The sequence below is a fragment of the Brachyspira pulli genome (assembly GCF_036997785.1).
Lineage (GTDB): Bacteria > Spirochaetota > Brachyspiria > Brachyspirales > Brachyspiraceae > Brachyspira > Brachyspira pulli.
In genome coordinates, this window is sequence record NZ_JAWLQI010000013.1 from 1 (window position 1) to 26,432 (window position 26,432).

23 protein-coding genes and 1 pseudogene are annotated in these 26,432 nt (G+C 24.8%); 8 read left to right on the forward strand and 16 right to left on the reverse strand.

Annotation, left to right across the window (positions count from 1 at the left end; genetic code table 11):
• The 3 genes and pseudogenes from R4K56_RS04440 to R4K56_RS04450 form a co-directional block, all read left to right on the forward strand.
• Positions 1-378 (forward strand): annotated as a pseudogene (locus tag R4K56_RS04440) (Rpn family recombination-promoting nuclease/putative transposase); the annotation flags it as partial.
• A 127-nt stretch (positions 379-505) separates the two neighbouring features.
• A complete protein-coding gene (locus R4K56_RS04445) occupies positions 506-1,021 on the forward strand; it encodes a YfbM family protein (protein WP_335773113.1) in 516 nt (171 codons plus the stop codon).
• A gap of 54 nt (positions 1,022-1,075) precedes the next feature.
• Positions 1,076-1,627, forward strand: a complete 552-nt coding sequence (locus tag R4K56_RS04450; protein ID WP_335773112.1) for a hypothetical protein — start codon at positions 1,076-1,078, stop codon at positions 1,625-1,627.
• A gap of 11 nt (positions 1,628-1,638) precedes the next feature.
• Here R4K56_RS04450 and R4K56_RS04455 read toward each other — a convergent pair whose 3' ends face one another.
• The 12 genes from R4K56_RS04455 to R4K56_RS04510 form a co-directional block, all read right to left on the reverse strand.
• Positions 1,639-2,493 carry a DUF368 domain-containing protein gene (locus R4K56_RS04455; RefSeq protein ID WP_335756734.1) on the reverse strand — a complete coding sequence of 285 codons (855 nt, stop codon included), beginning with the start codon at positions 2,491-2,493 and terminating at the stop codon, positions 1,639-1,641.
• 166 nt (positions 2,494-2,659) lie between these two features.
• Positions 2,660-3,382 (reverse strand): ankyrin repeat domain-containing protein, encoded by a 723-nt coding sequence (locus tag R4K56_RS04460; protein WP_335773111.1) that lies wholly within the window; start codon positions 3,380-3,382, stop codon positions 2,660-2,662.
• Between the two features lie 24 nt (positions 3,383-3,406).
• Positions 3,407-4,474: a hypothetical protein gene (locus R4K56_RS04465; RefSeq protein ID WP_335773110.1), complete on the reverse strand. Its 1,068-nt coding sequence runs from the start codon at positions 4,472-4,474 to the stop codon at positions 3,407-3,409.
• 127 nt (positions 4,475-4,601) lie between these two features.
• A complete protein-coding gene (locus R4K56_RS04470) occupies positions 4,602-4,865 on the reverse strand; it encodes a Txe/YoeB family addiction module toxin (protein WP_297299703.1) in 264 nt (87 codons plus the stop codon).
• Positions 4,862-5,035 (reverse strand): hypothetical protein, encoded by a 174-nt coding sequence (locus tag R4K56_RS04475; RefSeq protein ID WP_297299705.1) that lies wholly within the window; start codon positions 5,033-5,035, stop codon positions 4,862-4,864. The genes R4K56_RS04470 and R4K56_RS04475 overlap by 4 nt, the downstream gene beginning before the upstream one ends.
• Positions 5,036-5,122: 87 nt before the next feature.
• On the reverse strand, positions 5,123-6,406 hold the full coding sequence (locus R4K56_RS04480; protein WP_335786886.1) for a hypothetical protein: 1,284 nt from the start codon (positions 6,404-6,406) through the stop codon (positions 5,123-5,125).
• Positions 6,407-7,031: 625 nt separating this feature from the next.
• Entirely contained in the window at positions 7,032-8,450 is a 1,419-nt protein-coding gene (locus tag R4K56_RS04485; RefSeq protein ID WP_335772116.1) for a hypothetical protein, read from the reverse strand.
• A gap of 395 nt (positions 8,451-8,845) precedes the next feature.
• The gene (locus tag R4K56_RS04490; RefSeq protein WP_335772117.1) at positions 8,846-10,273 is read right to left on the reverse strand and encodes a hypothetical protein; all 1,428 of its coding nucleotides are present in this window, start codon (positions 10,271-10,273) and stop codon (positions 8,846-8,848) included.
• 252 nt (positions 10,274-10,525) lie between these two features.
• The gene (locus tag R4K56_RS04495; RefSeq protein ID WP_335772115.1) at positions 10,526-10,972 is read right to left on the reverse strand and encodes a hypothetical protein; all 447 of its coding nucleotides are present in this window, start codon (positions 10,970-10,972) and stop codon (positions 10,526-10,528) included.
• 470 nt (positions 10,973-11,442) lie between these two features.
• Entirely contained in the window at positions 11,443-13,311 is a 1,869-nt protein-coding gene (locus R4K56_RS04500; RefSeq protein ID WP_335772114.1) for an ankyrin repeat domain-containing protein, read from the reverse strand.
• A gap of 85 nt (positions 13,312-13,396) precedes the next feature.
• Positions 13,397-14,689, reverse strand: a complete 1,293-nt coding sequence (locus R4K56_RS04505) for a PstS family phosphate ABC transporter substrate-binding protein (protein WP_335772113.1) — start codon at positions 14,687-14,689, stop codon at positions 13,397-13,399.
• A 500-nt stretch (positions 14,690-15,189) separates the two neighbouring features.
• Entirely contained in the window at positions 15,190-16,371 is a 1,182-nt protein-coding gene (locus tag R4K56_RS04510; RefSeq protein ID WP_335772112.1) for a cation:dicarboxylate symporter family transporter, read from the reverse strand.
• Between the two features lie 237 nt (positions 16,372-16,608).
• On the opposite strand from R4K56_RS04510, the gene ispF reads away from it, so the two are divergent.
• The 5 genes from ispF (at position 16,609) to rsmG (ending at position 21,559) form a co-directional block, all read left to right on the forward strand.
• Positions 16,609-17,082: a 2-C-methyl-D-erythritol 2,4-cyclodiphosphate synthase gene (gene ispF, locus R4K56_RS04515; RefSeq protein WP_335758142.1), complete on the forward strand. Its 474-nt coding sequence runs from the start codon at positions 16,609-16,611 to the stop codon at positions 17,080-17,082.
• 22 nt (positions 17,083-17,104) lie between these two features.
• The gene (locus R4K56_RS04520; RefSeq protein WP_335770470.1) at positions 17,105-18,121 is read left to right on the forward strand and encodes a squalene/phytoene synthase family protein; all 1,017 of its coding nucleotides are present in this window, start codon (positions 17,105-17,107) and stop codon (positions 18,119-18,121) included.
• Between the two features lie 104 nt (positions 18,122-18,225).
• Positions 18,226-20,160 (forward strand): tetratricopeptide repeat protein, encoded by a 1,935-nt coding sequence (locus tag R4K56_RS04525; protein WP_335772111.1) that lies wholly within the window; start codon positions 18,226-18,228, stop codon positions 20,158-20,160.
• A 44-nt stretch (positions 20,161-20,204) separates the two neighbouring features.
• Positions 20,205-20,924 (forward strand): hypothetical protein, encoded by a 720-nt coding sequence (locus R4K56_RS04530; protein WP_335758139.1) that lies wholly within the window; start codon positions 20,205-20,207, stop codon positions 20,922-20,924.
• 5 nt (positions 20,925-20,929) lie between these two features.
• On the forward strand, positions 20,930-21,559 hold the full coding sequence (gene rsmG, locus R4K56_RS04535) for a 16S rRNA (guanine(527)-N(7))-methyltransferase RsmG (protein ID WP_335772110.1): 630 nt from the start codon (positions 20,930-20,932) through the stop codon (positions 21,557-21,559).
• Here the strand turns inward: rsmG and R4K56_RS04540 are convergent.
• From R4K56_RS04540 to tgt, 4 genes are all read right to left on the reverse strand, one after another.
• Positions 21,543-22,580: a lysylphosphatidylglycerol synthase transmembrane domain-containing protein gene (locus tag R4K56_RS04540; protein ID WP_335772109.1), complete on the reverse strand. Its 1,038-nt coding sequence runs from the start codon at positions 22,578-22,580 to the stop codon at positions 21,543-21,545. The genes rsmG and R4K56_RS04540 overlap by 17 nt on opposite strands.
• Positions 22,581-22,600: 20 nt before the next feature.
• On the reverse strand, positions 22,601-24,118 hold the full coding sequence (locus R4K56_RS04545) for a DUF5312 family protein (protein WP_335772108.1): 1,518 nt from the start codon (positions 24,116-24,118) through the stop codon (positions 22,601-22,603).
• Positions 24,119-24,212: 94 nt separating this feature from the next.
• Complete coding sequence (locus R4K56_RS04550; RefSeq protein ID WP_335772107.1) at positions 24,213-25,034, reverse strand: tetratricopeptide repeat protein; 822 nt, start codon at positions 25,032-25,034, stop codon at positions 24,213-24,215.
• Positions 25,035-25,107: 73 nt separating this feature from the next.
• Positions 25,108-26,229 (reverse strand): tRNA guanosine(34) transglycosylase Tgt, encoded by a 1,122-nt coding sequence (gene tgt, locus R4K56_RS04555; protein WP_335758134.1) that lies wholly within the window; start codon positions 26,227-26,229, stop codon positions 25,108-25,110.
• Positions 26,230-26,432: the final 203 nt, after the last annotated feature.

Consider the following 26,432-nt stretch of genomic DNA (forward strand, 5'->3'; position numbering starts at 1 on the left):
CATTTACTAAAACCTGATTTAAATTGCTGGCTCAAATTTTTCACAATGAAAGATAAAGATAATAAGGAGGAAATTATGTCTGATTTAGTAAAAGAAAAACCTATAATGGAAGAAGTACAAAGAAAATATAATAACTTTATAAAAGATAGAATAATGATGAATGAATATGATAAAAGACAAGCATATTTATATGGTAATCAAATAATGCTTGAAGAAGAAAGAAGATTAGGAAAAGAAGAAGGTATAAAAGAAGGTATAGAACAAGGCGAAATAAATAAAGCAAAAGACATAGCATTAAATTTAAAAAATATGAATATGAGTAATGAAGATATAAGCAGAATAACAGGTTTAAGTATAGAAGAAATAAATAAATTATAATAAAAATAAAAAATTATGAGTATCTACTATACATAAATAAATATTTTTTAATAAAAATACAATATTTATATATTCTGACAATTTTATTTTTCTAATACAATTAAATTAATTACTATGGAGGTGTCGTATGGGTTGTCTTGGCGTATTCTTTGCTTTGAGCGATAAGGATTTAAATAAATTATTAAAAACTTCAAGGTTTGAAAGACCTGATTTTATTTCTGAAGATTTGGAAGGAATTTATTTTGAAAAGCATACTAAATATATTTATGAACTTGATAAATCTTGGGACGCTATGCATAGATGTCTTTCCAACGATGGGCTTTTAGTATTCGGTGATGATAATTATCCTTTCGGCTCTATCATAATGGGAGGCGATGTTTTATACGGAAATGGAGATGATGAGGAAGATTATATTATCACATTAAAAAAAGCTGATGTAGTTAAAGATATTGCCTCAAAAATAGAAACTATAACAAAAGAAAAGTTCAAAGAAAAATATTTAAAAATTGATGAAAAAGGTTATGAGTATCCATTAGACGATGAAGATTTTGAATATACTTGGGATTATTTTTACAGAAGTATAGAGTTTTGGAAAAATGCTGCTGATGCAAACAGAGCTGTTATATTCACTGTTGATCAATAAATAATGTTTAAATATTTTATAATATTCATTTTTTATATAAATGCATTTTCTATAATGAATGATGATATTTATAAATTAAATGATTTGAAATACAAAGGCTATGATTTATACAGAGAAAAATCAAATATAATTGGTTTTCATAAAGATGAATACAATTATAATTTATTTTTAGAAGATGATAATTTCGATACTAATAATTTATTCATTCAAACATTCGACAGAGATGCAAATATAGAATTAAAAATAGAAGAAAATCAAAAGTATAAAGTATTAGAAATAAATATAATTAAGTTAGGACGCATACTAAACACATACAAAATAAATATATACCCTACTCTATTTAATATAGAAATTACAGACGGATACAATAATTATAAATCTATAAAAGAAAATAATTCTTTTATTATAAAAATACCAGAGAATATATTTTATAATATAAACGAAAAAAATATAAACTCTTTTTTAAAAATATATTTTAATTTTAATGCTAGTAAAAAAATTAAGCATTATAAAGAAGATAACGATCAAAAAAAATTTGATATAGAAATTTTCAGCAGATACCCATACTATTTTAATGTTTATAATATAAAGTTAATATATGAATAATATTATAAAAATTATCTATTATCAGGATCGAATTTCTGTAAAAGTCTTATAAGTAAATAAGCTGCTAAAAACATTATAGGGCATAATACCCATTCTATGCCTTTTGGAAGTCCTGGGAAAACTTGTATAATAGAACCCAATACAAAACCTGATATTATAAGATAAGAAGATTTAACATAATGCTCCATCCAATATTCAAGCAATTTTGTAGTAAGCACCACTCCCAAAATAGAACCTATAGCTAAAGGAATCAAATATGGAAAATATAAATTATGTACTGCATCAATTGTTTCCCTATAAATACCTAAAAGCAAAAACATATAAGAAACACTTATACCCGGAAGTATCATAGCAATAGCAACTATTAAACCAGCAACTATTAGTATAAAATACATAAACATTTCACTTCTATTTCCTGAGTTGCTGAAAAAACCTTCCGGTATTATGGATATTAAATATACTATGGCAGCACCTAAAAGAATATATACAATGCTTAAAAAATCAAATTTATAAGATTTCGTTTTATTATAAACTGTATTAAATCCTCCAAGTGCAGCACCCATAAAAAAGAAAGAAGAAACTGTATAATATTTTTCTATCAAATTAGATAAAGGCTTTGATATTATTACCATACCTAAAACAGAACCAACACAGAAAAATATTAAAAATAAAAAGTTAAGTTTATTTTTTAGAAAATAATTTTCATTTTTTGAAAATGTTAATATTCCGCTTAAAGAAGCAATTAATTTATCATATATGCCAAGTATCATAGCCATAGTTCCGCCGCTGAATCCCGGCACAAGCATTGAAGCTCCTATAATAAATCCTTTTATTATAGTATATATATAATTACCTAACACTTTCATTTTTCACAAACCTCTAAAAATTGATAATTATTTAGGAAATGATAATATACTATAGAAGGAAATTAAGCAAGTATTTTTAACAATTATTTTACTATTTATTTACAAATTATTAAATTTAACACAGCCATGTAAAATATTATTTATAAAACATATTATACAAATAATTTTATTTCTTTATATTCTTTTTTCTAGCATTATTTAAAATTGCAGCAATATCAGCATAACCTTTTAATTTTGCTATATCTAAAGCCGTTCTATCTCTCATATCTTTAGCATTAAGATCTGCCCCCTTAGAAATTAAAAGATTTACAATTTCTGCATTATTCTTTTGTACTGCATACATTAAAGGCGTTTGATATTCATAATCCATTGAATTTACATCAGCACCATTTTCTAATAAAAATTCTACAGATTCCAAATTATTAAAAATCAAAGCATGCATCAAAGCATTAATTCCATAAGCATCTTTAGCATTAATATCAACATAATCCATTAATTCTTTTATTCTTTCAATATCGCCTTTTTCAGCAGCTTTAAAAAAACGTTCTTTGGCTAATGCTCTATCCAAAGAATTATGTACTTCCTTATCTTTTTTTGCAATTTTAGCTTTTTCTGATTTCCATGCATATATAACATAATTGCAAGCAGCAAATACAAAACTAAATGATAATATCAAAACAAAGCCTATAATAAATGCTTTATAATTCTTTTTATAAAGCAGTACTACAGAGTTTATTATAAAAAGTAAAGCAATTATATCAATGATGTAAAATAAATTACTTTTATTATAAAACATCATCATTGAAAAAGAAGAAATAATAATATTGACAGATGCAACAATGATAATAACAGCAAATATATTTATTATAGTTTTTAATTTATTACTCATAATTGATTTATTATAAACTAAAAATCAATTAAATAAATAAACCAAATAATGATCCTTATTTATATACTCTTTTATATTATTAAAATCAACAAATATTTTTCCATATTCTTTTTCTTTCATTATTATAATAAAAGAATCTGTTATACCAAAAATTAAATTATCTATATTAGAATAAAAATCACTAGGAGCATTGCATTCTTTTAATAATTTTTCAGCATCATTTACTAAGTCTTTTAAATATGGAGTAACTAATTTTTGATTATTCAAATCATAAATTAGAAAAACATTATTTATTATAATTTCTTTACTATCTTCTATTTTTATAAGTCTTTTATACATACAAATAGTTTTTTCATCAAAGTATAATATATTAAAAGCATATAAATCTTTAATTTTAATAAAATATTTCCTTAATTCATAAACAGGAAATTTTTTCAAAAATGAATTAATTTCATCTGAAAGTTCATTTTCTTTTTTATACTGAAAATCTTTTGAAAAACTAGATTCGCCATTAATATCAAAATTTATTTTTTCTTTATTGTCTATAAATGCATAATAAAAATTGAATAAATAACTAAGAATTATGCTTAATTCTCCATATTTTTTTAAATATCCAAATTTGTATATATTAAATTTTTTTATATTTATTTTAGGTTCATTTATTAATTCAAAAACTCCTTCTATTCTTTTAGAATTAATCTCCATAACATATTCAGCTTTTGAAATACTAGAATTATTTAAATTTATCTCTGCAATATTTTTTATTTTAGATCTTATAAATTCTTCTTCAGTATAATAATCAAAAACTTCTATTTTACTGCTGTTTCCTCTAATTTCATAAATACCAAATAAATCCTCATTATTTATAAAAATTTTTCCTCTATACAAATAATGAATACCATCATCTATATTTTCAAATTTATTGCAGTAAATGTATATATTATTAATCTTATCTTTAAGTACGGTAAAAGTTATATTTTTTATTTCAAAATAAGGACGGTATTTATTTTTCATTAAGATTTTAAAAATAATAACTAAAATAATAATAGAAATAATCAAAACAAAATATTCGTTATATAATATACTTTTCATTCATTAAACCTCATTTGCTATTATAATGTATCAGTCTACAAAAGTTATAAGTTCCTGTGATATCTATAAACTTTATTGAAAATAAGTGATAAAAATAATTTCTGAAAATAAAATTAATTAATATAATTTATTCTTTATTGTAATGGTATTTGCAAGAAGTAATGATTAAATTATCATTTTCTATATGATAAACTAATCTATGCTCTAAATTAATTCGTCTGGAATATAGATCTTTTTTATCATATTTTAATTTTTCAGGCTTACCTATACCAGAATATGGATCTCTAATAATATCTTTAATAAGTTCATTAATCTTCTTTACAATCAATTTATCATTAGATACCCAGAACATATATTCCTGCCAAGCTCTTTCATTAAAAACTATTTTCATTTTTCAAACTCTTCAAGTTCTTCTAAAGTCTTAACTATAACTTTCCCATTAGCTTCCATATTAATGGCTTCATCAAGATATTGCTGTTCTTTTATCATATCAATAATTTTTGTTAGATTTTCTTCTGGCATATTGTCTATAATATTTATCAATTCTTCTTTTACTGTCATAATTCTTCCTTAACAATTACTCATTAATAGTATAAATAATAATTAAAACAAAGTCAAATTTTTTAATTCTAATTTATACCATATAAATTAATCAAACAAATAAGCTAAATAATGCTCCTTATTTATATACTCTTTCATATTATTATTATCAATAAATATTTTTCCGTATCCTTTTTCTTTCATTATTATAATAAATGAATCAGTTACACCAAAAATTAAATTATCTATATTAGAATAAAAATCACTAGGAGCATTGTATTCTTTTAGTAATTTTTCAGCATCATTTACTAAATCTTTAAGATAAGGGCTTATTAATTTTTGACTGCCCAACTCAAATGTCATAAACATATTATCTATTTCAGCAAGCTGCAAATCTTCCAGCTTTGAAACTCTTTTATATAAAGATATTGTTTTATCATCATAGTATAATATATTAAAACTTTTAAACTCTTTAAGTTCATTATAATAATCAGCATAATTATCAATATAATTTAATATATTCTCATTCATTAATGATTTCCAATGTCTTTTTTCAGATTCTTTTACATAAGATGCAACTATATCTTTATTTTCATTTATTTTATCTTTCAAAAACTCATCTGAAAACTCTCTAACTCCATTAATAGATGAATTTATTTTTTCTTTTCCATTTATAAAGAGATAATCAAAATTAAATACATTTAGAGAGAATATTCTCTCAGAACTGAATAAAATACTTTTATCATTATACAAACCCAATATGTCTGTATTATGCAGTCTTATTATTTCTGCTTCATCTTCTCTTATGATTTCAAAAGTTCCTTCTATTTTTACAGGCTCTCTTAAAGTTTTTTTGATATTATCGCCAACATAATCAACAATACTGTCATAAGGCTTAAACTCTATAACATACTCAATTTGTGATTTTGATGTATCATCTAATTTTGTTTTGAATGTTATTTCAGCAAAAGTTTCAGGATCATATCCATAAGATCTACTACCCTCTGATGAGTGTTTATTAATTAAAATTGTATTATCTTTATCATAATAATTGTCAACTCCTATTCTTTCAGATGAAAAATAAACATCATTTATAATAAAGCCATTATCATTATTTATATATACTTTTCCTAGATATGGAAACACATTATCTTTAGGCAAGTATAAATCATTATGATTATCATTTTTCTTGTGTTCATAGACATAAATATATATATTATTTACTTTATCTTTAAGCATGAAAAAATTATTTCTATAGAATCTTACAGGGTTTTTCTTAGCCTTATTTTTAGGTATATTAAGAATTATTATGACAGCAGCTACTAAAATTACTACTGCTAACAAAATTATTATATCTTTATCTATAAATGATTTACTTATTAAATTTTTCACTGTTATTAATATTCTCCTTAATTATTATGTTCGCCCACACGAAGTGTGCCTACTTGGTTCGCCTATAATAAGCTAGTGAGTAAACTCACTAGCTGGCTTCGGCTCACTTATTAATTATTATGTTCGCCAACACGAAGTGTGCCTACTTGGTTCGACTATAATAAGCTAGTGAATAAACTCACTAGCTAGCTTCGGCTCACTTATTAATTATTATGTTCGCCAACACGAAGTGTGCCTACTTGGTTCGACTATAATAAGCTAGTGAGTAAACTCACTAGCTGGCTTCGGCTCACTTATTAATTGTTATACTCGCATCGCCTGAAAGTACCTCTATACTGACTTTGTCCGCATTCTGCGAAGTATAGAGGTGGCTCTGCTCGCTTTTATTATTGTTATGTTTGCCCACACTAAGTGCAATATTTTAACTTAAACTAATAGTTTATATTACATCTAAAATAAAATTAGTATTATTTAATGCTAGTTTTATACTCGCATTTTTTGCAACTTTTTGCTGCGGGAAAAAGTTGAATAAAAAATTAACAAAATTAAAATTTTAAGTATATATTCGCATTTTATATTTTACACTATAAGCTCTGCATTATATAAAAATTACTTATAAAAGCAATTATTGCCTATCAAAAAAACTAAATAAAAAATGACTTCTATTTAAATAATTTTTTAAATCATTAGAAGAAATAAATATTCTACTTGCAATTTTTTCATGTGTATTTTCCAAGTCATAGTCCTCATCGATAAGAATTAGGTTTGTATATTCAGGCATTACTATAATTCCTGTATCTGTTAAAAGAAATATTAAACTATATATATTGTCATAAAAATAATCAGGAACTACATATTTAGATAATAATTCTTTACTATCAGGAACTAAATCTCTTAAATAAGAACTTATACTTTTTTCTCCGTTTAATTCAAATATAAAAGAATGATTCTTTACTGTAGCTTCATCTCTTCTTTCATCTGCTTTTACAGTTCTTTTATATATACATATTAATTCATTATCATAGTATGATATATCAAAGCATCTAAAGTCTTTAAGTTTCTTATAATATATAATACCAATTTTATCAGCATAATAGGCTTTGTTTTGGTCATAATGATGGAATTTTTCTATAATAAGTTCTTTATTTTTTAATTCTTCTTCAAGTTCTCTTCCTTTTTCTTCTTTAAAATTTTCATCAAAATTGTGAGCTCCGCTGATATCTGAATTTATTCTTTCTTTTCCTCTAATAAAAGGATAATTGAAATTAAATAAATAATTAGTAAGCATTTTTCTTACTTCATCCATACCAAGATAAGCTGAAAATTTATCATTAGTAAAAGTACTCTGTTCTATTGGAATATAAAACTCTCTTATTTCAATTTCAGGTTTTCTAATAACTTCAAAAACTCCTTCCACTTTTCCGCCTTTAATATCCATAGTATATTCAATTTCTGATGTTCTTTCATAATCGAATTCTTTTTTGAATTTTATCTTTAATAAAATTTCTCTAATTTCTTTTTTCGAACTCCATTTATTAAATTTAATTGATTCTTTCCATGACGTTTCATAAGGAAGATATGATTTAAATTGCTTTTCTTTTAGTCTTTCAAAATAATTCATATCATAATCACGGTAAACATTAATTTGATTATTATTTAATTCATTAGTTTCACGAATCATTAATTTATTTTCGCTGTTTATAAACATTTGCCCTGTAAAAGAAGCAAAATATTCACGTGCGAAATTATCAAATTTTACTTTAATTAAATACTTTATTTTACCGCGATGTTTTCTGTACCATTCATCATAATCATTATCTTTATATTTATAGCAATTAATATATATATTATTTACTCTATCTTTCAGCATGAAAAAACTTTTTTCATATACCAATATTTTATTTTTAGCATACCATTTTTTTGCTCTCTTCTCAAGCATAAAAATTACAGCTAGCAAAATTGCAGGTACTCCCAAAATAACAGGCCAGAAATAGTCACTAATAATAAAAATTCTTAATGGTTCAAATATACCAAATGATATCATAAATAGCTCCTATTGTTGTTAATAAAAATTATTGGCTAATAGTATCTAGCCGTCTTTTGGAATTTGCTAGATGCTTAAAATTTTTATATTTAGCTTTCTAATATTTAAAAATTATAATTTATTATTGCTATGTTCGCCCACACGAAGTGTGCCTACTTGGTTCGCCATGTATAAGCTAGTGAGTATACTTACTGCTATGTGTGACTGCGACAATGTGTTATACTACATTTAAGATATATTCTATACATATAGAGTTAAAGTACTTGCGTTTTCGCGAAGCGTGCCGGCAGCAACTTTGACGAAGTCCGCAGAGCGTGTGTGTCAAAAAAGTTGATAATATATCTATAAAAATATAGAAATTTACAAAAATAATTGTTTCAGTATATAAAAATTAATTATCTCCTACTAAAAAAATTAAATAAATAATGACTTTTATTTAGATAATTTTTTAAATGCTCTGTAGGAATAAATACTCTTTCTGCAATTTCTTCATATTCATCTGCAGAGTCATTAATATCTAGATCAGGATATTCCGGCATTACTATAATTCCTGTATCTGTCAAAAGAAATATTAATTTATTCATATTATTATAAAAATTATCAGTAAGTTCATAATTAGATAATAATTCTTTACTATCAACAACTAAATCTCTTAAATAAGAACTTATACTTTTTTCACTATCCAATTCAAATATAAGAGAATTATTCTTTACCATAGCTTCTTTACTTTCTGCATCTGCTTCTACAGTTCTTTTGTATACGCATATTACTTCATCATCATAGTATGATATATCAAGGCATCTAAAGTCTTTAAATTTCCTATAATATATAAGACCAATATAATCTAAAGGACAGAATATATCAAAAAGAGCATTTTTATGGTTCAATTTCTCTTCAAGTTCTTTTCCTTTTTCTTGTTTGAATCTTTCATCAAAATTATAAGCTCCGCTGATAGCCATATTTATTTTTTCTTTTCCTTTAATAAAAGGATAATTGAAATTAAATAAATAATTAGTAAGCATTTTCTTTGTTTCATCAACTCCCAAACCATCATATTTGTAAGACAGCTGATCAGGAAAACTCATCTGTTCAATTGGAATATAAAATTGTTTTACTTCTATTTCAGGCTTTCTAATAACTTCAAAAACTCCTTCTATTCTTTTATTTTCAATATCCATTGTATATTCAATTTTAGATGTTCTTTCATAATCTAATTCTTTTCTGAATTTTATAGTTGTAAGTTTGTCTCTTACATTTTCTTTTGAATACCAACCTTCAAATTTAGGTTTATCATTTGGATTAAATTCATAATATTGAAAAGGGGTTTCTATTTTGTATTGTCTGTAATATAAATCCTTAAAATATTTTTTGTCATAATCATGGTAAACCACCATTTCATCTATGTATAATTTACTAGTTTCACGAATAATTAATTCATCGCCGTTATTTATAAATATTTGACTTGGAAAACGGTCAAAATATTCATTTGCAAAACCGTCAAATTGTCTTTTTATTCTAATTTCATCTTCTGCCCAATTGTTGCTTAATGTTAGTATATCCTCCATTTTAGAGTGGTGATCGTTAAACCATTTGGCATAAGCATTATCTTTATATCTGTAGCAATTAATATATATATTATTTACTTTATCTTTAAGCATAAAGAAATCTTTTCCATCTACTATTATTTTATTTTGAGAATACCATTTCTTGGAACGCTTCTTTATATACATAAAAATAATATAAAAAATAACAATAAAAACTATACCTAGAATAAACTTTGTATTTTCATTTTGATTTAATAGAAAATCAAATATATTATCTATCATAATAAACTCCTATTGTTGCTATGTTCGCCCACACAAAGTGTGCCTACTCGGTTCGCCTAAAGGTTTGACTTAATAAATTAAGTCAAAGGCTTCGGCTCACTTATTTTTGTTATACTCACATTTTATTATTTTTTGTGATACGCGTATAAATACATTATAAAAAAATAATAAGTGAATAAAAATTTAAAAATACGATTTTTTATACGCAACACTTATCGTATATAATTATAATTTTATTCACTTAAAATATTATTTTCCTAATTTACGAAGACTAATTGAGTTAACTTGCTGTGTTCCATCAAAAACAGATAGTTCAAGTGCTTCATTAGTAAATTTAAATTCTAAGTGAGCATCATTTTTAGATACAGTTTTATAATGATTATCTGCTACTTTTGATAATTTATTATTTCCTATATCTCCTTTTATAGCTCTGTCGCTTTCCATTACAATATCTACGCACTTTTTTACAACTTCTATTGTAGATTCATCATTAGGATAGTTAATTTCTATACCATCATAATCCACAATTATAAGAAGCGATTTCATATATGTTTCATCAGGCGACATAAAATATTGACCATATAGGTCTTCAGGGATATTTGTGTTTTTTTCTGTTTTTTTAGAACATGCAATATTAACAAATAAAAAAGTTGAAATTAATAAAAAGAATGAAAATTTTAAAATTCTACCTTTCATATCATATAACCTCCTATAGTATGGTATTATATAAAAAATTAGAATTATGTCAATACATACGTAATTTTTAAAATTTACTCGTTTTTTTATTATTTTTTATTTGTTTCAATTGAAAAATATAGTATTAAATCATACTAAAAATAATATATACTGCAAATTTTTAACTTTGTCAATTTTTTGTTGTTCTTTTTCCCGCCGCACGCCTGCCAAAGGCACGCAGAGCGAGGCGGACTTCGTCGGCACGCTTCGCGAAAGTGCAAATATAAAATTCGTACTAAATCATACTAATTTTGTTTTTACATGTAATATAAATTATTAATTTAAGATAAAATATAGCCCTTCGCCTTTGGTAATATTTACAGTACTTCCTTCGGTCGTAAAAGAACTGGGGTTCGGGGCAAAGCCCTGAAAATATTTTAAATTAAAAAAACTATTTTGACAAAATATAATTGTTTAGGTATATATAAAAATTAATCAAATAAATAAGACAAATAATGATCTTTATTAATATTATATTTTATATCATCTAAAGGGATAAATATTTTTTTATGTTCCTTATCTTTCATCAATATAATACCGGCTTCTGTTATAAGGAAAAGTACATTATCTATATTCTTATAAAAATTAGAATTATATTTTTTTAGTATATCATCAGCATTATTAACAAAATTTTTAAAATAAGGACTTATTAATTTTTCATTATCTAAATCAATTATGAGTGATATATTATTTATTATAAGATCATTATCAGAGTCTATTTTAGAAAATCTTTTGTATACACATATTGTTTTATCATCAAAATACACTATATTATCAGCATTATAAAAATCTTTAAGTTTGTCATAATATTTAATTTTTATATCATTAAATAAAACCTTATCATGTTTCTTTAAAATCTCTTCGACATTTATCTTCAATTCATTTTGTTTCTGAGAATATGGTTTATTATCTCCGTTTATATATGAATTAATTTTATCATTGTTTTTTATATTGAAATGATAGAGATCAAATAAATAGCGAAGAATATTTATCAAATGATTAGATTTTGCTATCTTTTTAAATATTAATTTAAAATATTCTACCTTAATATCAGGATTTCTATTCACTTCAAAAACTCCATTTATAATTTTAGAATCAGATACTTTCATAATATAGTTAATTTCTGTTTTATCACTATTTATAAAATCATAAAGAGAACAATCAAATTTTATAATGGCTTTTTCATTTCTTTCTATAATAAGATCATACCAGCTAAAATATTCTTTGTCATTTTGTTTATTATCATTAAAACAATAAATAGAAATATAATTATCCATAAAATTACTGAGTATATTATAATATCCTTTTAGCTTATCATTATTTATAAATATATTTCCAAAAAAACCCTGCTTTGTAGATATTAGTCCGCCATAGCTATAATAAACATAAGAGTAAATATACATATTATTTACTTTATCTTTAAAAGTTATAAACATTGAACTCTCTTCATAAATAGTAGGAATATATCTTCTTTTATATGCTTTAATAAAAATAATGATAACAGCTATAAAAATAGCTATAAGAATTAAATATTTACCAAATACCAATTTAAAATAATATAAAAAATTATCAGTTTTAGCTCCGTTTAAAACTAATATAGCTGCTATATCTTCGTTGCCTTTATCAAGTGCTATTTCAAGCCCTTTGTCTAAATCCATTTTGAATTTATTTCCAAAGAATAAAAATTTCTTTTTTAATAGACTTTTTAAGATAAACTCATTTTCTTTATTAACAGCTAACAAAAACTCATCATTTATATCATCATCGTTTTTATAATGTTTCAAGATAATTTCAACAACATCATAAGCATAATCATCTACAGCACTGTAAAGGGCTGTTTTACCATTAATAGATTTTTGATAAACATCAGCATTATTTTCAAGTAAGAACTCTATTATATCAGGTTTGCCATTATATCTTGAATAAGTATAAAGCAAAGTATATCCGTCATATACTCCGTTTATATCATATTTCTGTATAAACTTCTTAACAGCTTCTAAATCCCCATAACCTTCTGCCGCATTTTGATATTCATATTCTAAACTATCTATTTCTATAACATTATATTTTTTATAAAATTCTATTTTCTCTTTTAATACTTTTTCTGCTGCCTCTTTAAATAAGTTTTCCATATATTCTTTAGGGTCTTTTGCCATTTCTTTTAATTCATCTTCATTTGTAAACATTTGATCAAAAATATTTTTATAATAATTAGTATCATATTCCTGAGAGTATAACAAGAAAGATGTAAATATTAAGAAAATAAAAGACACAATTATTCTGCAGATATTTTTATTCATAAACTCTCCTAAACTATACTAAACATTGAAACAAGAATTCATATATTATATTATAAATATTTATACGTCAATAAGGTATAAAAAATTAATTATTTATAGGCGTATATCCAGTAGTACTAATTAAATACTGTCCGTCTTTTGACAATATAAAATCTATTAATTTTTGAACATTAGGATTTTCTTCCAAAGCTCTTTTAGTAGTTATAGCATAAAAATCATTGGCTAATTTGTATGTTCCATTTTTTATATTTTCTCTGTTTGGCTCTATATTATCAATAGATATAGTCTTTATTTCATTATTTTTAACCATTTCTGTTGCATAAAATAAGAATGAATACCCTATAGCATTTTTTCTATTTCTATATTCACTTACTACATCTATTACCTCAAGCATTCCGCCTATTACTGTTTCTGTATAAGGTGCCATTATATCATTCTCTGCATTCATTGAAGCCATAAATCTTATAAATGCACTTTGACTTCCGCTGTATTTATTTCTTTGATAGGCTTTTATTTTCATGTTATCTCCGCCTAATACTTTCCAATTATTTATTTTTCCAGTATATATGTCTTTTATATTTTCTTTTGAAAGATTATTTATTTTATTTTTAGAGTTTACAAAAAATATAAATGCCTCTTTTCCTATTGGTGTTAATATAAGCTCTCTATTATTTGTTCTAGCTTCTTCTATTTCTTCATCTGAAGGTGCAGCACAAAATATTAAATCAACATCATCATAAATAAGATTAATATAAGCATCATGTGTTTTTGAACATAAAACATAAGCTGTATCATAACTGCTGTTTGTTGCTCTGCCATAATTAGTTTCTATTATTCCATCAGTATTAGTTTCTACATATCCTTTAAATGGTACATATTCTAAAAACATATTAGTATATTCATTATTTGTAACTGTGATTTCATAAACTGCATTTGCAAATGATGAATAAAGCGGAAATAATGCAGTTGCTCCATCTAATCTTGGAAAATTATTTATTATTATTAAACTTGATTCATTTGTGAGTTTTGCTATTTTTGAATTGGTATCATTTCTAATATCATCAAAGGGATAATATAAATAAAGTCCTATATCATTACTAACTCTTGTTATTCTTTTTTCATAATTATTATAAAGAATTACAGAAAATATACTTATAAATAAAACTATTGCAGTAGATAAAAATATTATAATAAATCTTCTATAATTCTTTTTTATAAATAGTAAAATAGAATTTACTATAAAAACTATAGAAGCTATAATTATAATATAGGCAATATTCTGTTTAAAAAGCAGCATTATCAAAGAAATTAAAATTGATAAAATAGAAATTGGTATTAAAATAATTGCAAATATATTGATTAATTTTTTAATATTCATAAGTTATTATCTCATAATAATTTTGGAGAATCATACTATAAAATAAACTATACGTCAACAGGGTATACAAAATACGATAATATTCTTTTTTGTTTTATTTTTAATCCCACCCTCTAGGCTTTTTAAACTAATATGTTATTTTAGTATTATTTTCTTTTTTATATTAATCTCTAATTATAACACCCACCCTAGATTTTTTTTTTTAAATTTAAAATATCTTAACCGCACGCAGAACAGCACTATCAATATAAATGAATTAATAATAACATACAAATTATATAATAAATTTTGTTCACCGTGCGTTGAATAGATTAACAATTTAATAAAAACTTGGGCTGGCAATACTATTTCTAATTTTAGCTATAATGAAATAATAATTAAAATTTCATGTTTAAATAATGAAGAAAAAGGGCGGGCAAATGTAATTAAATCTATAATAAAAAAGGACAGCCCTTTGAAAGAACTATCCTTTTTTATATTCTCATTTTAATTTAATAAAATCAAGCAGCATCTTTTTTTATTTTAGTTTGATAGAACCAATCAACAAATACAGCTATAGCATTATCGCCAGATACATTAGCAGCAGTACCGAATGAGTCCTGAGTTAAGTATAAAGCAATCATCAATCCTTGTAATTCTTCTCCTGTTATTCCAATCATATAGAAGAAAGGCAAAGCACTCATAACAGCACCGCCAGGAGCACCAGGAGCAGCAACCATAGCTATTCCCAACATAAGTAAGAAAGGAAGTATAGAACTGTAAGTAGGATTTTGTCCTAAAATTAATATAACAGCAGTAGAACAGCAAGTTAATGTAATCATAGAACCTGCTAAGTGTATAGTAGCACAAAGAGGTATTACAAATTTTCTTATTTGTTCAGATACTCCGTTTTTCTCTGCTGCTATTAAACTAATAGGAATTGTTGCCGCACTGCTTTGAGTACCTACAGCAGTCAAATAAGGTGGTATTTGGTTTTTAATAAGCATTAAAGGAGATTTCTTTCCTATAACACCAGCTATTATAAATAAAGCTGTTATATAAAGTAAATGAAGAATTATAACAACAGCAAATACTTTAGCAAATATTATAAGTATATGCTGTATGCTTCCTGCATAAGCTAAATTAGCAAATGTTCCTAAAATATGCAAAGGCAATATAGGAATGATTATATTTTTTAATATAGCTTGAATAACTTCTTCAGAGTCTCTTACTATAGAAAATAATTCAGCACCTTGTCCTTTAGGTCTTAACATTGTTATACCTATTCCCAAGATGAATGCAAATATTACAGCTGAGGTAACATCAAATAATGGTTTAAGAGGTATAGTGAAATAGCTTTCTAAACCAGATTCAATTTTTACACTGCTCAAACTTGCAGAACCTAATAAAGTAGGGAAAAGATTAGAAGCTACCAAAAATGCTATACTTCCTGCTACTAATGTAGAAAGATATGATACTATCACTGTAACACCTATCAACTTAGGAGCTCCTTCTGTCAAATTAGCTATACCATAACCAATAAATGTAACTACCATTAATGGTATTATAAAGTTTAAGAATAAACTAAATATTGCACTTATAGTTACAAATATTCTTACTATTGGACCTGGAAGGAACATTCCAACTAATATACCTAAAATTATACCTATAATAATTCTAGGCAAAAGACCTATTTTTTTCATTTGTCTTGCTCCATTTAATATTTTCTATGTATAGTATTATATAATTTTTTGATACGTATTCAATATACATATGTAGAATTTGTTACTTTTTTATATACAGTACATAACCACATACAATATTACACTACAAATCATACATACATAAAAATTACATAGTAATACTACATATAAAATAGTTTGACAAATTAATCTATTTTAGTATAATTTAAACATAAATTAATAAAGGAAAAATATATAATGAGAATAGGTTACGGTTATGATTCACATGTATTTGCAGAAAATCGTAAACTAATATTAGCAGGCATTGAAATTCCTTATGAATTAGGTCTTAAAGGTCATTCCGATGCTGATGTTGTAATTCATGCAATAATAGACTCTATATTTGGAGCATTAGCACTTGGAGATATAGGAAGCCATTTCCCAGACAATGATAATAAATACAAAGATATATCATCTGTTGTTTTATTAGAAGAAACTGTTTCTATAATGAAAGAAAAAAAATACAGTATCGGGAATATAGATGTCACTATAATACTGGAAAAGCCAAAATTGAGAAATTATATAGATTCTATGAGAGAAAAACTATCTAAAATTTTATCAACAAGTATAGAAAATATATCAATAAAAGCTAAAACAAATGAAAAAATGGACGCTGTAGGAAAAGGCGAAGGAATAGCTGTTCATTGTGTATGTTTGTTAAAAAATAATTAATAAAGTGTTAGGAAAATAATATATGGCAACAAAAATTAATACAAAATATTTATTAGATCTTGTTTCAAGAAGCTTTGCTTTAACAATACCATTACTAGATAAAAATAAAAAAAGTAAAGTAGAAGTACAATATTTATTAGCTAGAATAATAGATACTATAGAAGATTCAAATCATACTAAAGAAGATAAAGAAACTTTAATAACTGGATTTATAAATATATTAAAAACAGAAAATACTGAAAATTTAGAAAATTTCAAAAAAATAGTTATAGAAAACACAATAAATGAAAATGATAAAGTATTAATAGAAAATATAAATGTAGTATTAAAATCCTTTTACACTTTCAAACAGGAAATAAAGAATATATCAATTTCATATTTAAGAGAAATGGGATATGGAATGATATATTATCAAGATCACCCAATAACAACTTTTGAAGATTTAGATGATTATTGTTATTATGTTGCCGGAACTGTAGGAGTTTATCTTACAGAATTAGCTAAAATGCTTGATAATTTGGAATTAGATAAAGAAAAGGCAAAAAGTTTAGGAAGATTCCTACAAAAAGTAAATATTATAAAAGATGCTAAAATAGATTATAAAGAAAAAAGATTTTTCTGGCCGGTTACTTTATTTGACAATGAAAATCCTGCTCCATACTTTGAAGACGGTGCCTATATGGATAAAGCTATGGAAGTATTAAGTCAAATGATTGAATCAGCTATGAATGAGTTCAGAAATTCAATAGAATATATAATGACTATAGAGAAAAAAGCTATAGGTTATAGACATTTCTGTTTGGTTGCTACCCTAATGGGATATGAAAATTTAAAACTTATGAAAAATAATTATAATATCTTTATGGGTGAAACTGTAAAAATACCTAGAAAAAATACTTTGGAAATAGTAACAAAAGTAAAAGCTGATTTCTATACTAATAAAAAACTTGAGGACTTATTAGAAAAGGCATTTGCTAAAGAACCGGAAGCAACTGCTAAAGAGGCTGAAACTGCTCCACAAAAAGAAAATGATAACTAAATATTCTTTATAATAACATATATTTCACAATATTTTGTATTGATATAAATACCGATATATATTAAAATTATGTAAACTAAAAAATATCTGGAGTTGTGAATAGTATGTTTATAAGAAAACTCAGCATTGTATTGTTAATATTTATTATTAGTATATCTAATATATTTGCAGAAACTAACAAAGAAGAAGAAAAAAATGTATATGAAGGTGCTCAATATATAAGAAATGAAGAAGAAGCTAAAGCAGCTTATACATTGGCATTATACTATAAAGAAAGAGCATTAGCATCTAAAACAGTTACACAAGAAACCATAAAAGATTTAGAAAGTGCCAAAGTTATACTTTTAGAAGTACTCAAATACGTTCAAAATAAAGATATATATATTTCATTAGCAGAAACTTATGAAGCATTAGGGGAATATTATCAAAGCTCTAAAATTTATGATAATTTAGTTTTTGATGATCCTGAAGATATAGAAATATTAGTAAAAGCAGCTGAAAGAAATATTTTTGTAATAAATAATATCAGCAAAGCAAGATACTATTTAGAAACAGCTTATGAATTAGATCAAACCTACAGCGATACTTTAATATTATTAGGTTTTACTTATTATCAGCAAAAAGATTTTGAAAAAGCTATATATTATTTCTCTAAAGTAAATCCAAATAATAAAGCAAGCAATAATTATATGGAATATTATAATCTCTATTATGGTATGAGCGAATTTTATTTAAGCAGATTTGAAAACAGCATAAACAGATTAAAAAAACTTCAAAATGTACAATTATCTCCAGTAGATAGTTATAGTGCTGCTTATGGTATAGTAAAAAGTTATCAAGCATTAGAAAAATATAATGAAGCTTATTCAAATAGCTTATTAATTGATGATGCCACATATTTAAGTGCCTATTTAAGTTTTATGGCAAATGAATATAATGAAGAATTATTCTCTCAAATAAATACTTCAGATCCAAGCACTCCTAAAATACTATCAATTATAGAAGAAGCAAAAGATTCAGGATACAGCAATGCTTTAAATATAATTGAATTGGATTTGGAAAGAAAAGAAATAGATTTAGATATAATACAAGCATACTATAAAATGATAGCTGAAACAGGAAGCAAAGATGATAAAATAAATTCAGAAATGGATATTATATCATTCTATTTTATGATAAATAATATAGATGCCCTACCTCAGCATATAGATAATTTAATAAGTTATGATAATAGCGGAAAATTTAATAATTTATATTTACAGGCAGCATTAGAGTTTAAAAATCAGGAAAATTATACAAAATCAAAAGAAATGATAGAAAAATATTTATCTTTAGATAATAAAGATGTAAAAGAAAATGAATTAGTATCATTAGTATTAACAGCAAGCGATTTAGGGGAAAAAGAATTAGCTATAAAAGCTATAGAATTATACGAAAAAGAAAAATATTCTTACAGCTATTTAAAAGCTTATGCTTCTTTACTTTGTAATGATACAAATAATGTTAATAAATATTTAGATGAAGACTTTGAATATTTTTATAATAATAAATCAAATACAAATGATTATAGAATAAATATACCTTATGTAACAGCATTAGCAGCTGATAATAAATCTTCTGCTTTACTTTATGCTAATTATAAATATAATCAGGATACAAATTCAGCAGAAAATATTAACAGTTTATCTTGGGCATTAGTATCATTAGGAGAAGATTTAGATAAAGCTATAAGCCTATCACAAAATGCAGTTCAATTAGAACCTAATTCAGCTCATTATATAGACACTCTTGGTGTTGGATACTTTAAAAAAGGCGATTATGATAATGCTTTAAAAACTTTACTTAAAGCAGCATTATATGTAGATGATAGTTCTAAGGCTGAAATTTATGCTCATATAGCAGATGCTTACTATGCTAAAAATGATTATAAAAATGCTCTTAAATATTACAGAAAATCAATAACTTCTTATCAAAAAGAATTTGATTATGATGAAGAAAGAATAAAAGAAAAAATAAAAAGTTTAACAGAAAATAACTAAATAGGTTTTATATTAACATCTAACTTTGTATAGGTTTATATTAAATGAAAAAGAATAATATTATTGTATTAACTATATTTTTATTAATCACTCAATTAGTATATGGACAAAATGAAAAAGAAGTAATGAAAGAAGCATTCAGTAAATTTTCTAAATCTCCATTCACTTCAATATATTCATCAGGCGGAGCTTTTTACAGCGGTGACGATTTAGATCAAATGCCTATGCTTGTTAATTATTACAGAAACAATAACACTAAATATATGAATGTTGTTGACGGGCTTTTAGGAAGTTTAATAATGGACGCTAAAGTAAATAATAATGAACTTACTCTAGTGCTTCCGGAACAAGAAACTCCTTTAAAAAGAAATTTCGATGAGTTTGCATTAGAAGCTCCTATCATGCGTTTCCCTAAAGTTTATGCTGATATATTAGACTATAAATTTATAGATCTATCAAAAAAAATTGTAAGCAGCAATATAACATTAGGAAAAAATTGGCATACATTAAAAATAGGATATGTTGACAGAGTTGATACTATAGTTTTCTCAGCAAGTACATACAGAGTAAGAACATTTTCTACTGCATTTATGGATAATGTTGTAGACGTACAATTAGGCTCTTATACAACTGTTAATAATATGCCATATCCTCAAGAATTTATAATGAAAAGTAAAATAGATAAAAGAGAAATACGTTATAATATTACAAATGTATCTGCCGGAGATAAAGCAAAACAAGATGCTAAAAAATTAGGTTGGTAATATAAATGCTTAATTATGATTCTATATTGGATTATATTTCTAGTACAGCAAATATAAAAATTACAGAAGAAAATAAACAAAAACTATTGGATTATGCTTCCCTTGTAATAGAATACAATCAAAATGTTAATATTACAGGGGCAAAAACAATAGAAGATTTTTTTAATGATCATATCATAGATTGTCTTCTCGCTTTAAATATATTTCAAAATAATGACAATATAATAGATATTGGATGCGGAGCAGGACTTCCTTCTATACCTCTTGCTATTATATATAATAATAAAAAATTTACTCTTTGTGAATCCAAAAATAAAAAATGCGAATTCTTAAGATTAGCCAAAGAGAAATTAGAATTAAACAATATAGAAATAAAATGTATGAATGTTTATGAAATAAAAGAAAAATATGATACCATAACTTCAAGAGCATTTTCAGATATTGCCACATTATTAAAAATATTTAATAAACTAAAAAAGAAAAATTCTAAATTATTACTATATAAAGGTAAAATAGACAAAATAGAAGAAGAATTAAAAGAAGCTAATATACAAAAAAATAAATATAATATAGAAATAAAAAAATTACCAAATGAAGATAAAGAACGTCATATAGTAATTATTTCTGCTCTGTAGAAGAATCATTATTTATATTATTTTCTGTACTATTATCACCTTTTGTGGCAGTTTTTAAATCTATACCTAACATGAATAAGAATATAAATCCAATAATTACTATAGGTACAATTCCCATCATATGATAAACTAAAGCATAAGGGAATGCTATAGTTTTATCTACGCCTATCAAAGAAAGACCAAATACTAAAGCCCATTCAAAAGGTCCTATTCCTGAAGGTGCTGAAGGTACAGCAAAACCAAATCCTCCAACAGCAAACATAAATAATGCTATCATTGGAGAAGCCTTAATATCAAAAGCAATCAATAAAGTACCTATAGTAAGAATCTGACCTATAAGATAAAGAATTGTATAGAAAAATATTAAAAATATATGTTTAGGATCATTTTTAAATCCAATACCATCTATAAAATTACAAGAAAATAAAATAAGTTTATCACCAATACTTTTAGGCAATATTCCAAAAACTTTATAAAAAACCTTATGGGCAAATTCTCTCTGCCATACCAAAAATATTAATACACCAAAACCAACTATAGATAAAACAAATAAAGCAATAGCAGCATAAGTAACATTTTGAGGCAAATTAGGTATAAATATTACAGAAAGACACAATATAACACCTCCTGTTATAACATCGAATAATCTCTCAGTAACAATAGAAGCTATTAATGCTGATTTACTTACATCTTCCTTTACACCCAAAATATAAGCACGAGCAACCTCTCCAAGTTTAGCAGGAAGTATATTATTAGCCATATAGCCAATATATGTTGCCATCACCACAGTTCTTTTTTTAATCGGCTTTTTTAATGGAATAAAACATTCCCATCTCAAACCTCTTAAAGCTATTATAGCAACAGATAATACTAAAGAAATAACAAAATATTTAATATCAATATTTTTTACTATTTCTATAGATTCTTTTATATCTATGCCTCTAAATGCAAAATATAAACATACTACACTTATTATAACACCTACAACAACTTGTATAATGGTTTTATGTGTTTTATTCATTAATTATTATTTCCTATAAATTATCTAACAAAATTTTTCATCAAAGCAATAAAATTATCAAAATCATCTAACATCTTTCTAGCTATATCTAAATTAAATTTCTGTAAATACTGAATTTTATTAGCATTAGTGATTTCTAATTTAGTACCATTAGAACAATCTTCAAGAATATTTTTAACTATTGTAGTTAAATCTATTACAGCATTATAAACACTTAGAACTATTTTATTACCTTCATCATCTATTTTATTTACCATACCTTCTATTAAATCTCTATTGGCATTGGCTTTATTTTTAGATACCATCCAAGTTTTAAGACGTTTTACATTTTCAGATTCAGGAGTTAATGTTGTATCAAATTTTTGAATAATATCTCTTGAATCATTCAATGTATAGAAAGCATCTAAGCCTAATGAATTTCTATCTTTATGAACAAATTCTGCACCTAAAAACATATCATTAAGCGGATCTTTATAATCCATATCAAATATTTCTATGATAAATGTTTTTATATATTGTAAAGGTTCTACACAAGTAAATGTTTGACAATCAAATTTTTCTAATTGCTCATTTTTTTCTTCATTAACATAAGACATTTTCAATATTTCTATACCGCTAAACATCTTATTACGCATTCCAGCAATTTTACTGCTTTTTATATCAGCAACAATACTATCCATATCTTTTTTAAGATTATTAGTAAAATCTGTAATATAGTTTACAAATATATTAACATTAGACGGACTTACTGTACATTTGTATGTGAAATCTTTAAGTAAATAAACTATAATATCATGCAAAAGATTTGGAGATTGTAAGTATTTAATTCTAGCCAAGAAGTATTTAATATTTTTTTCAGGTATAGGAGGCATTCCTAAATACTGCTGAAAAACATTTAATGCCGATAAAAGCTCTTTTCTTATCATTATACCATTAACAGCATAATCTAATTTTACCAAGTCATCAACTATTTGTATATTAGAGCTAGGTTTAAATTGAGGATTTGAATTATAAGCACCGTCTACAAATGCCGGACAAAAAGCTCTCAAAAATAAGAAAAAGTCAAAATTTGATAACTGAGCAAAATCTTTAAGCAAATTAAATGTTAAATTAATTTCCTTACCATTTTCACCGCTTATAAATTTTTTAAACTTCACAAAATTGTTTTTTACTTCACTAAATACAGCATTAGGATTCTTACCTTCCTGTATTTTAGCCATCATATAATCTCTATTTAATGTAGAATATAATTCTTTAATTTCATTGCTGAAAGAAACTTCTATAAGATAATAAGAAAATTGTTTACCATCTTTAACTACAAATTCTTCTTTTAAAGGTGCAAGTAATGGCCCTATCACTTTATACATTTCAAATACAAATTTAGCACAAGTAGGTGTTAAAGCTTTAGTTTTCAAATCTACAAAATTATATTTCTGCTTGGATATTCTATCTGAATATTCCTCCATACGCATTTTTTCTACTAATTCGGGAGTTCTAATGTTAAATAAATTGTACTTAATATAATCAAAAAAATTCACTGTTACGACACCCCATTTTCATTTTTTAGGTTTATTATAATATACTAAATCAAGTAATATTTAAAGTTTTTTAAAAAATTTTTTATTTTATAAATTATTCACCTAAAGAAGCCAAAGCTTTTTTAGCATCTTCATAATTATTATCAATTTCTAAAGCCTTTTTGAAATTTTCAATTGCTGATTTCTTATTGCCTATTAAAGCATTCATTGAACCTATATTATAATATATAAGCTTATCATTAGAATCAACTTCCAAGGCTTTTTCTAAATATCTTATAGCCATCTTATTACTATTTTTCTTTTTATAACAAGATGCTATATTACATAATACATAAGGATTATGTCCTTCATAATTGGCATTTACTTCATGAAATAGTGAAAGAGCTTTATCATAATCTTCATTGTGATGATATATACAGCCAAGCAAATTAACTATATCATTTGTAGGCTTTGCACTATAAGCCCAATTGGCATATTCTAAAGATATATCATATTCACCCCATATATAACTTTCAAAAGCTAAATAAGAACATCTTTTATAATCTTTAGATCTTATTTTAGTATCTCTAGATAATGCTAATGCTTTTTCTAAATAATTTCTTCTATTTTCTCTATCCATAACAGCCATATATTCATATATAAATGCATTTTCTTTTCCATTTGATACAAGCTTATTAAAATAACCTAAAGCTTTAGAATAATCATTACGGTTCATAAATAGAAATCCCATCATATACAATGCTTCTGGATAATCAGGATCATTTGATAAAATAAAATTATAATAATTTTCAGCATCTGCAAATCTGGATTCCTTCAATGCTATTCTAGCCAAAATAGCTAATGTATAAGAATCATTAGGTTTCTTTGATAGAATAGAGTTATATTTTTCTAAAAGGTTAGCATATTTACTAGTCATAAAATAAACCTGCTTAATTATTTTATTTGTATTATATAATATTTAGTTATATATGTAAAACAAATACAAATAATTATTCATAAAATTTTAACATCATATCTTTCCTATAATCGGAAAAAGTATCATTTTCAATAGAATTTCTTAAATCTCTCATAAATCTTTGCATAAATCTAACATTATGTATTGTCATAAGAGTAGAAAATAATATTTCATGAACTTTATCCAAATGATTAAGATATGCTTTAGAGAAATTTCTACAAGTATAACAATCACATTCCTTCTCAAGAACTGTATCATCTGTTCTATACTTAGAATTTCTTATTCTTACTATGCCATTCATAGTGAAAGCCTCTCCATTTCTAGCATTTCTGGTAGGCATAACACAGTCAAACATATCAATACCTTCCATAACACCATTAAGTATGTCTCTAGGCTCACTTACCCCCATTAAATAACGAGGTTTTTGTTTATTAGTATAAAGCATAACTTTAGAAAGTACCTCATGCATTTTTTCTGGAGTCTCACCTACAGAAAGCCCCCCTATAGAATAGAAAGGAAAATCCATATTAACTAAAGTTTCAGCACTCTCTTTTCTTAAATCATCAAACATTCCACCTTGTATTATACCGCCTAAATACTGATATTCACTATTAGGAGTACTGTCATGATACTCTTTACATTCTTTTGCCCATTTATGTGTTCTTAACATAGCTTCTTTAGCATATTCATAAGTAGCATCATGCTTAGAACATTCATCAAGACACATTATAAAATCAGCACCTATAATATGTTCTGCTTCCATTACGCTTCTAGGTGTAAAGAAATATTTTGAACCATCTATATGAGAACTAAACTCCACTCCTTCATCATTGATTTTTCTCAATTTAGCGAGTGAAAATACTTGGAAACCGCCGGAATCTGTAAGCATAGCACCTTTCCAGCCCATAAATTTCTTAACGCCGCCGAATATCTTTAATATATCCAAACCAGGCTTTAATACCAAATGATAAGTATTAGCAAGTATTATTTTACTTTCTGTTTCCTCTATCATTGTAGGAGTCAATGCTTTAACACTAGCTTTAGTACCAACAGGCATAAAAACTGGAGTATCTATTTCTATACCATTTATATTTATTTTACCAAGTCTTGCCGATGTTTGTGAACTTTGTTTTAACACATTAAAAGAAAATGACATATTATTCCTTTACCCTAAATATTTAGTACTATTTTATATAAAAATCAATAAATATCAAATTTTTTATCAATAAAAAAAGAATATAAAAATCATTAAAAAATAAAACTAATAAAAATATTATTTATTTATACTAACACTTAATAATATTATTAATACAGAATATTTTAGCACATAAAATACAATAAAATGTTATAAAAAAACAT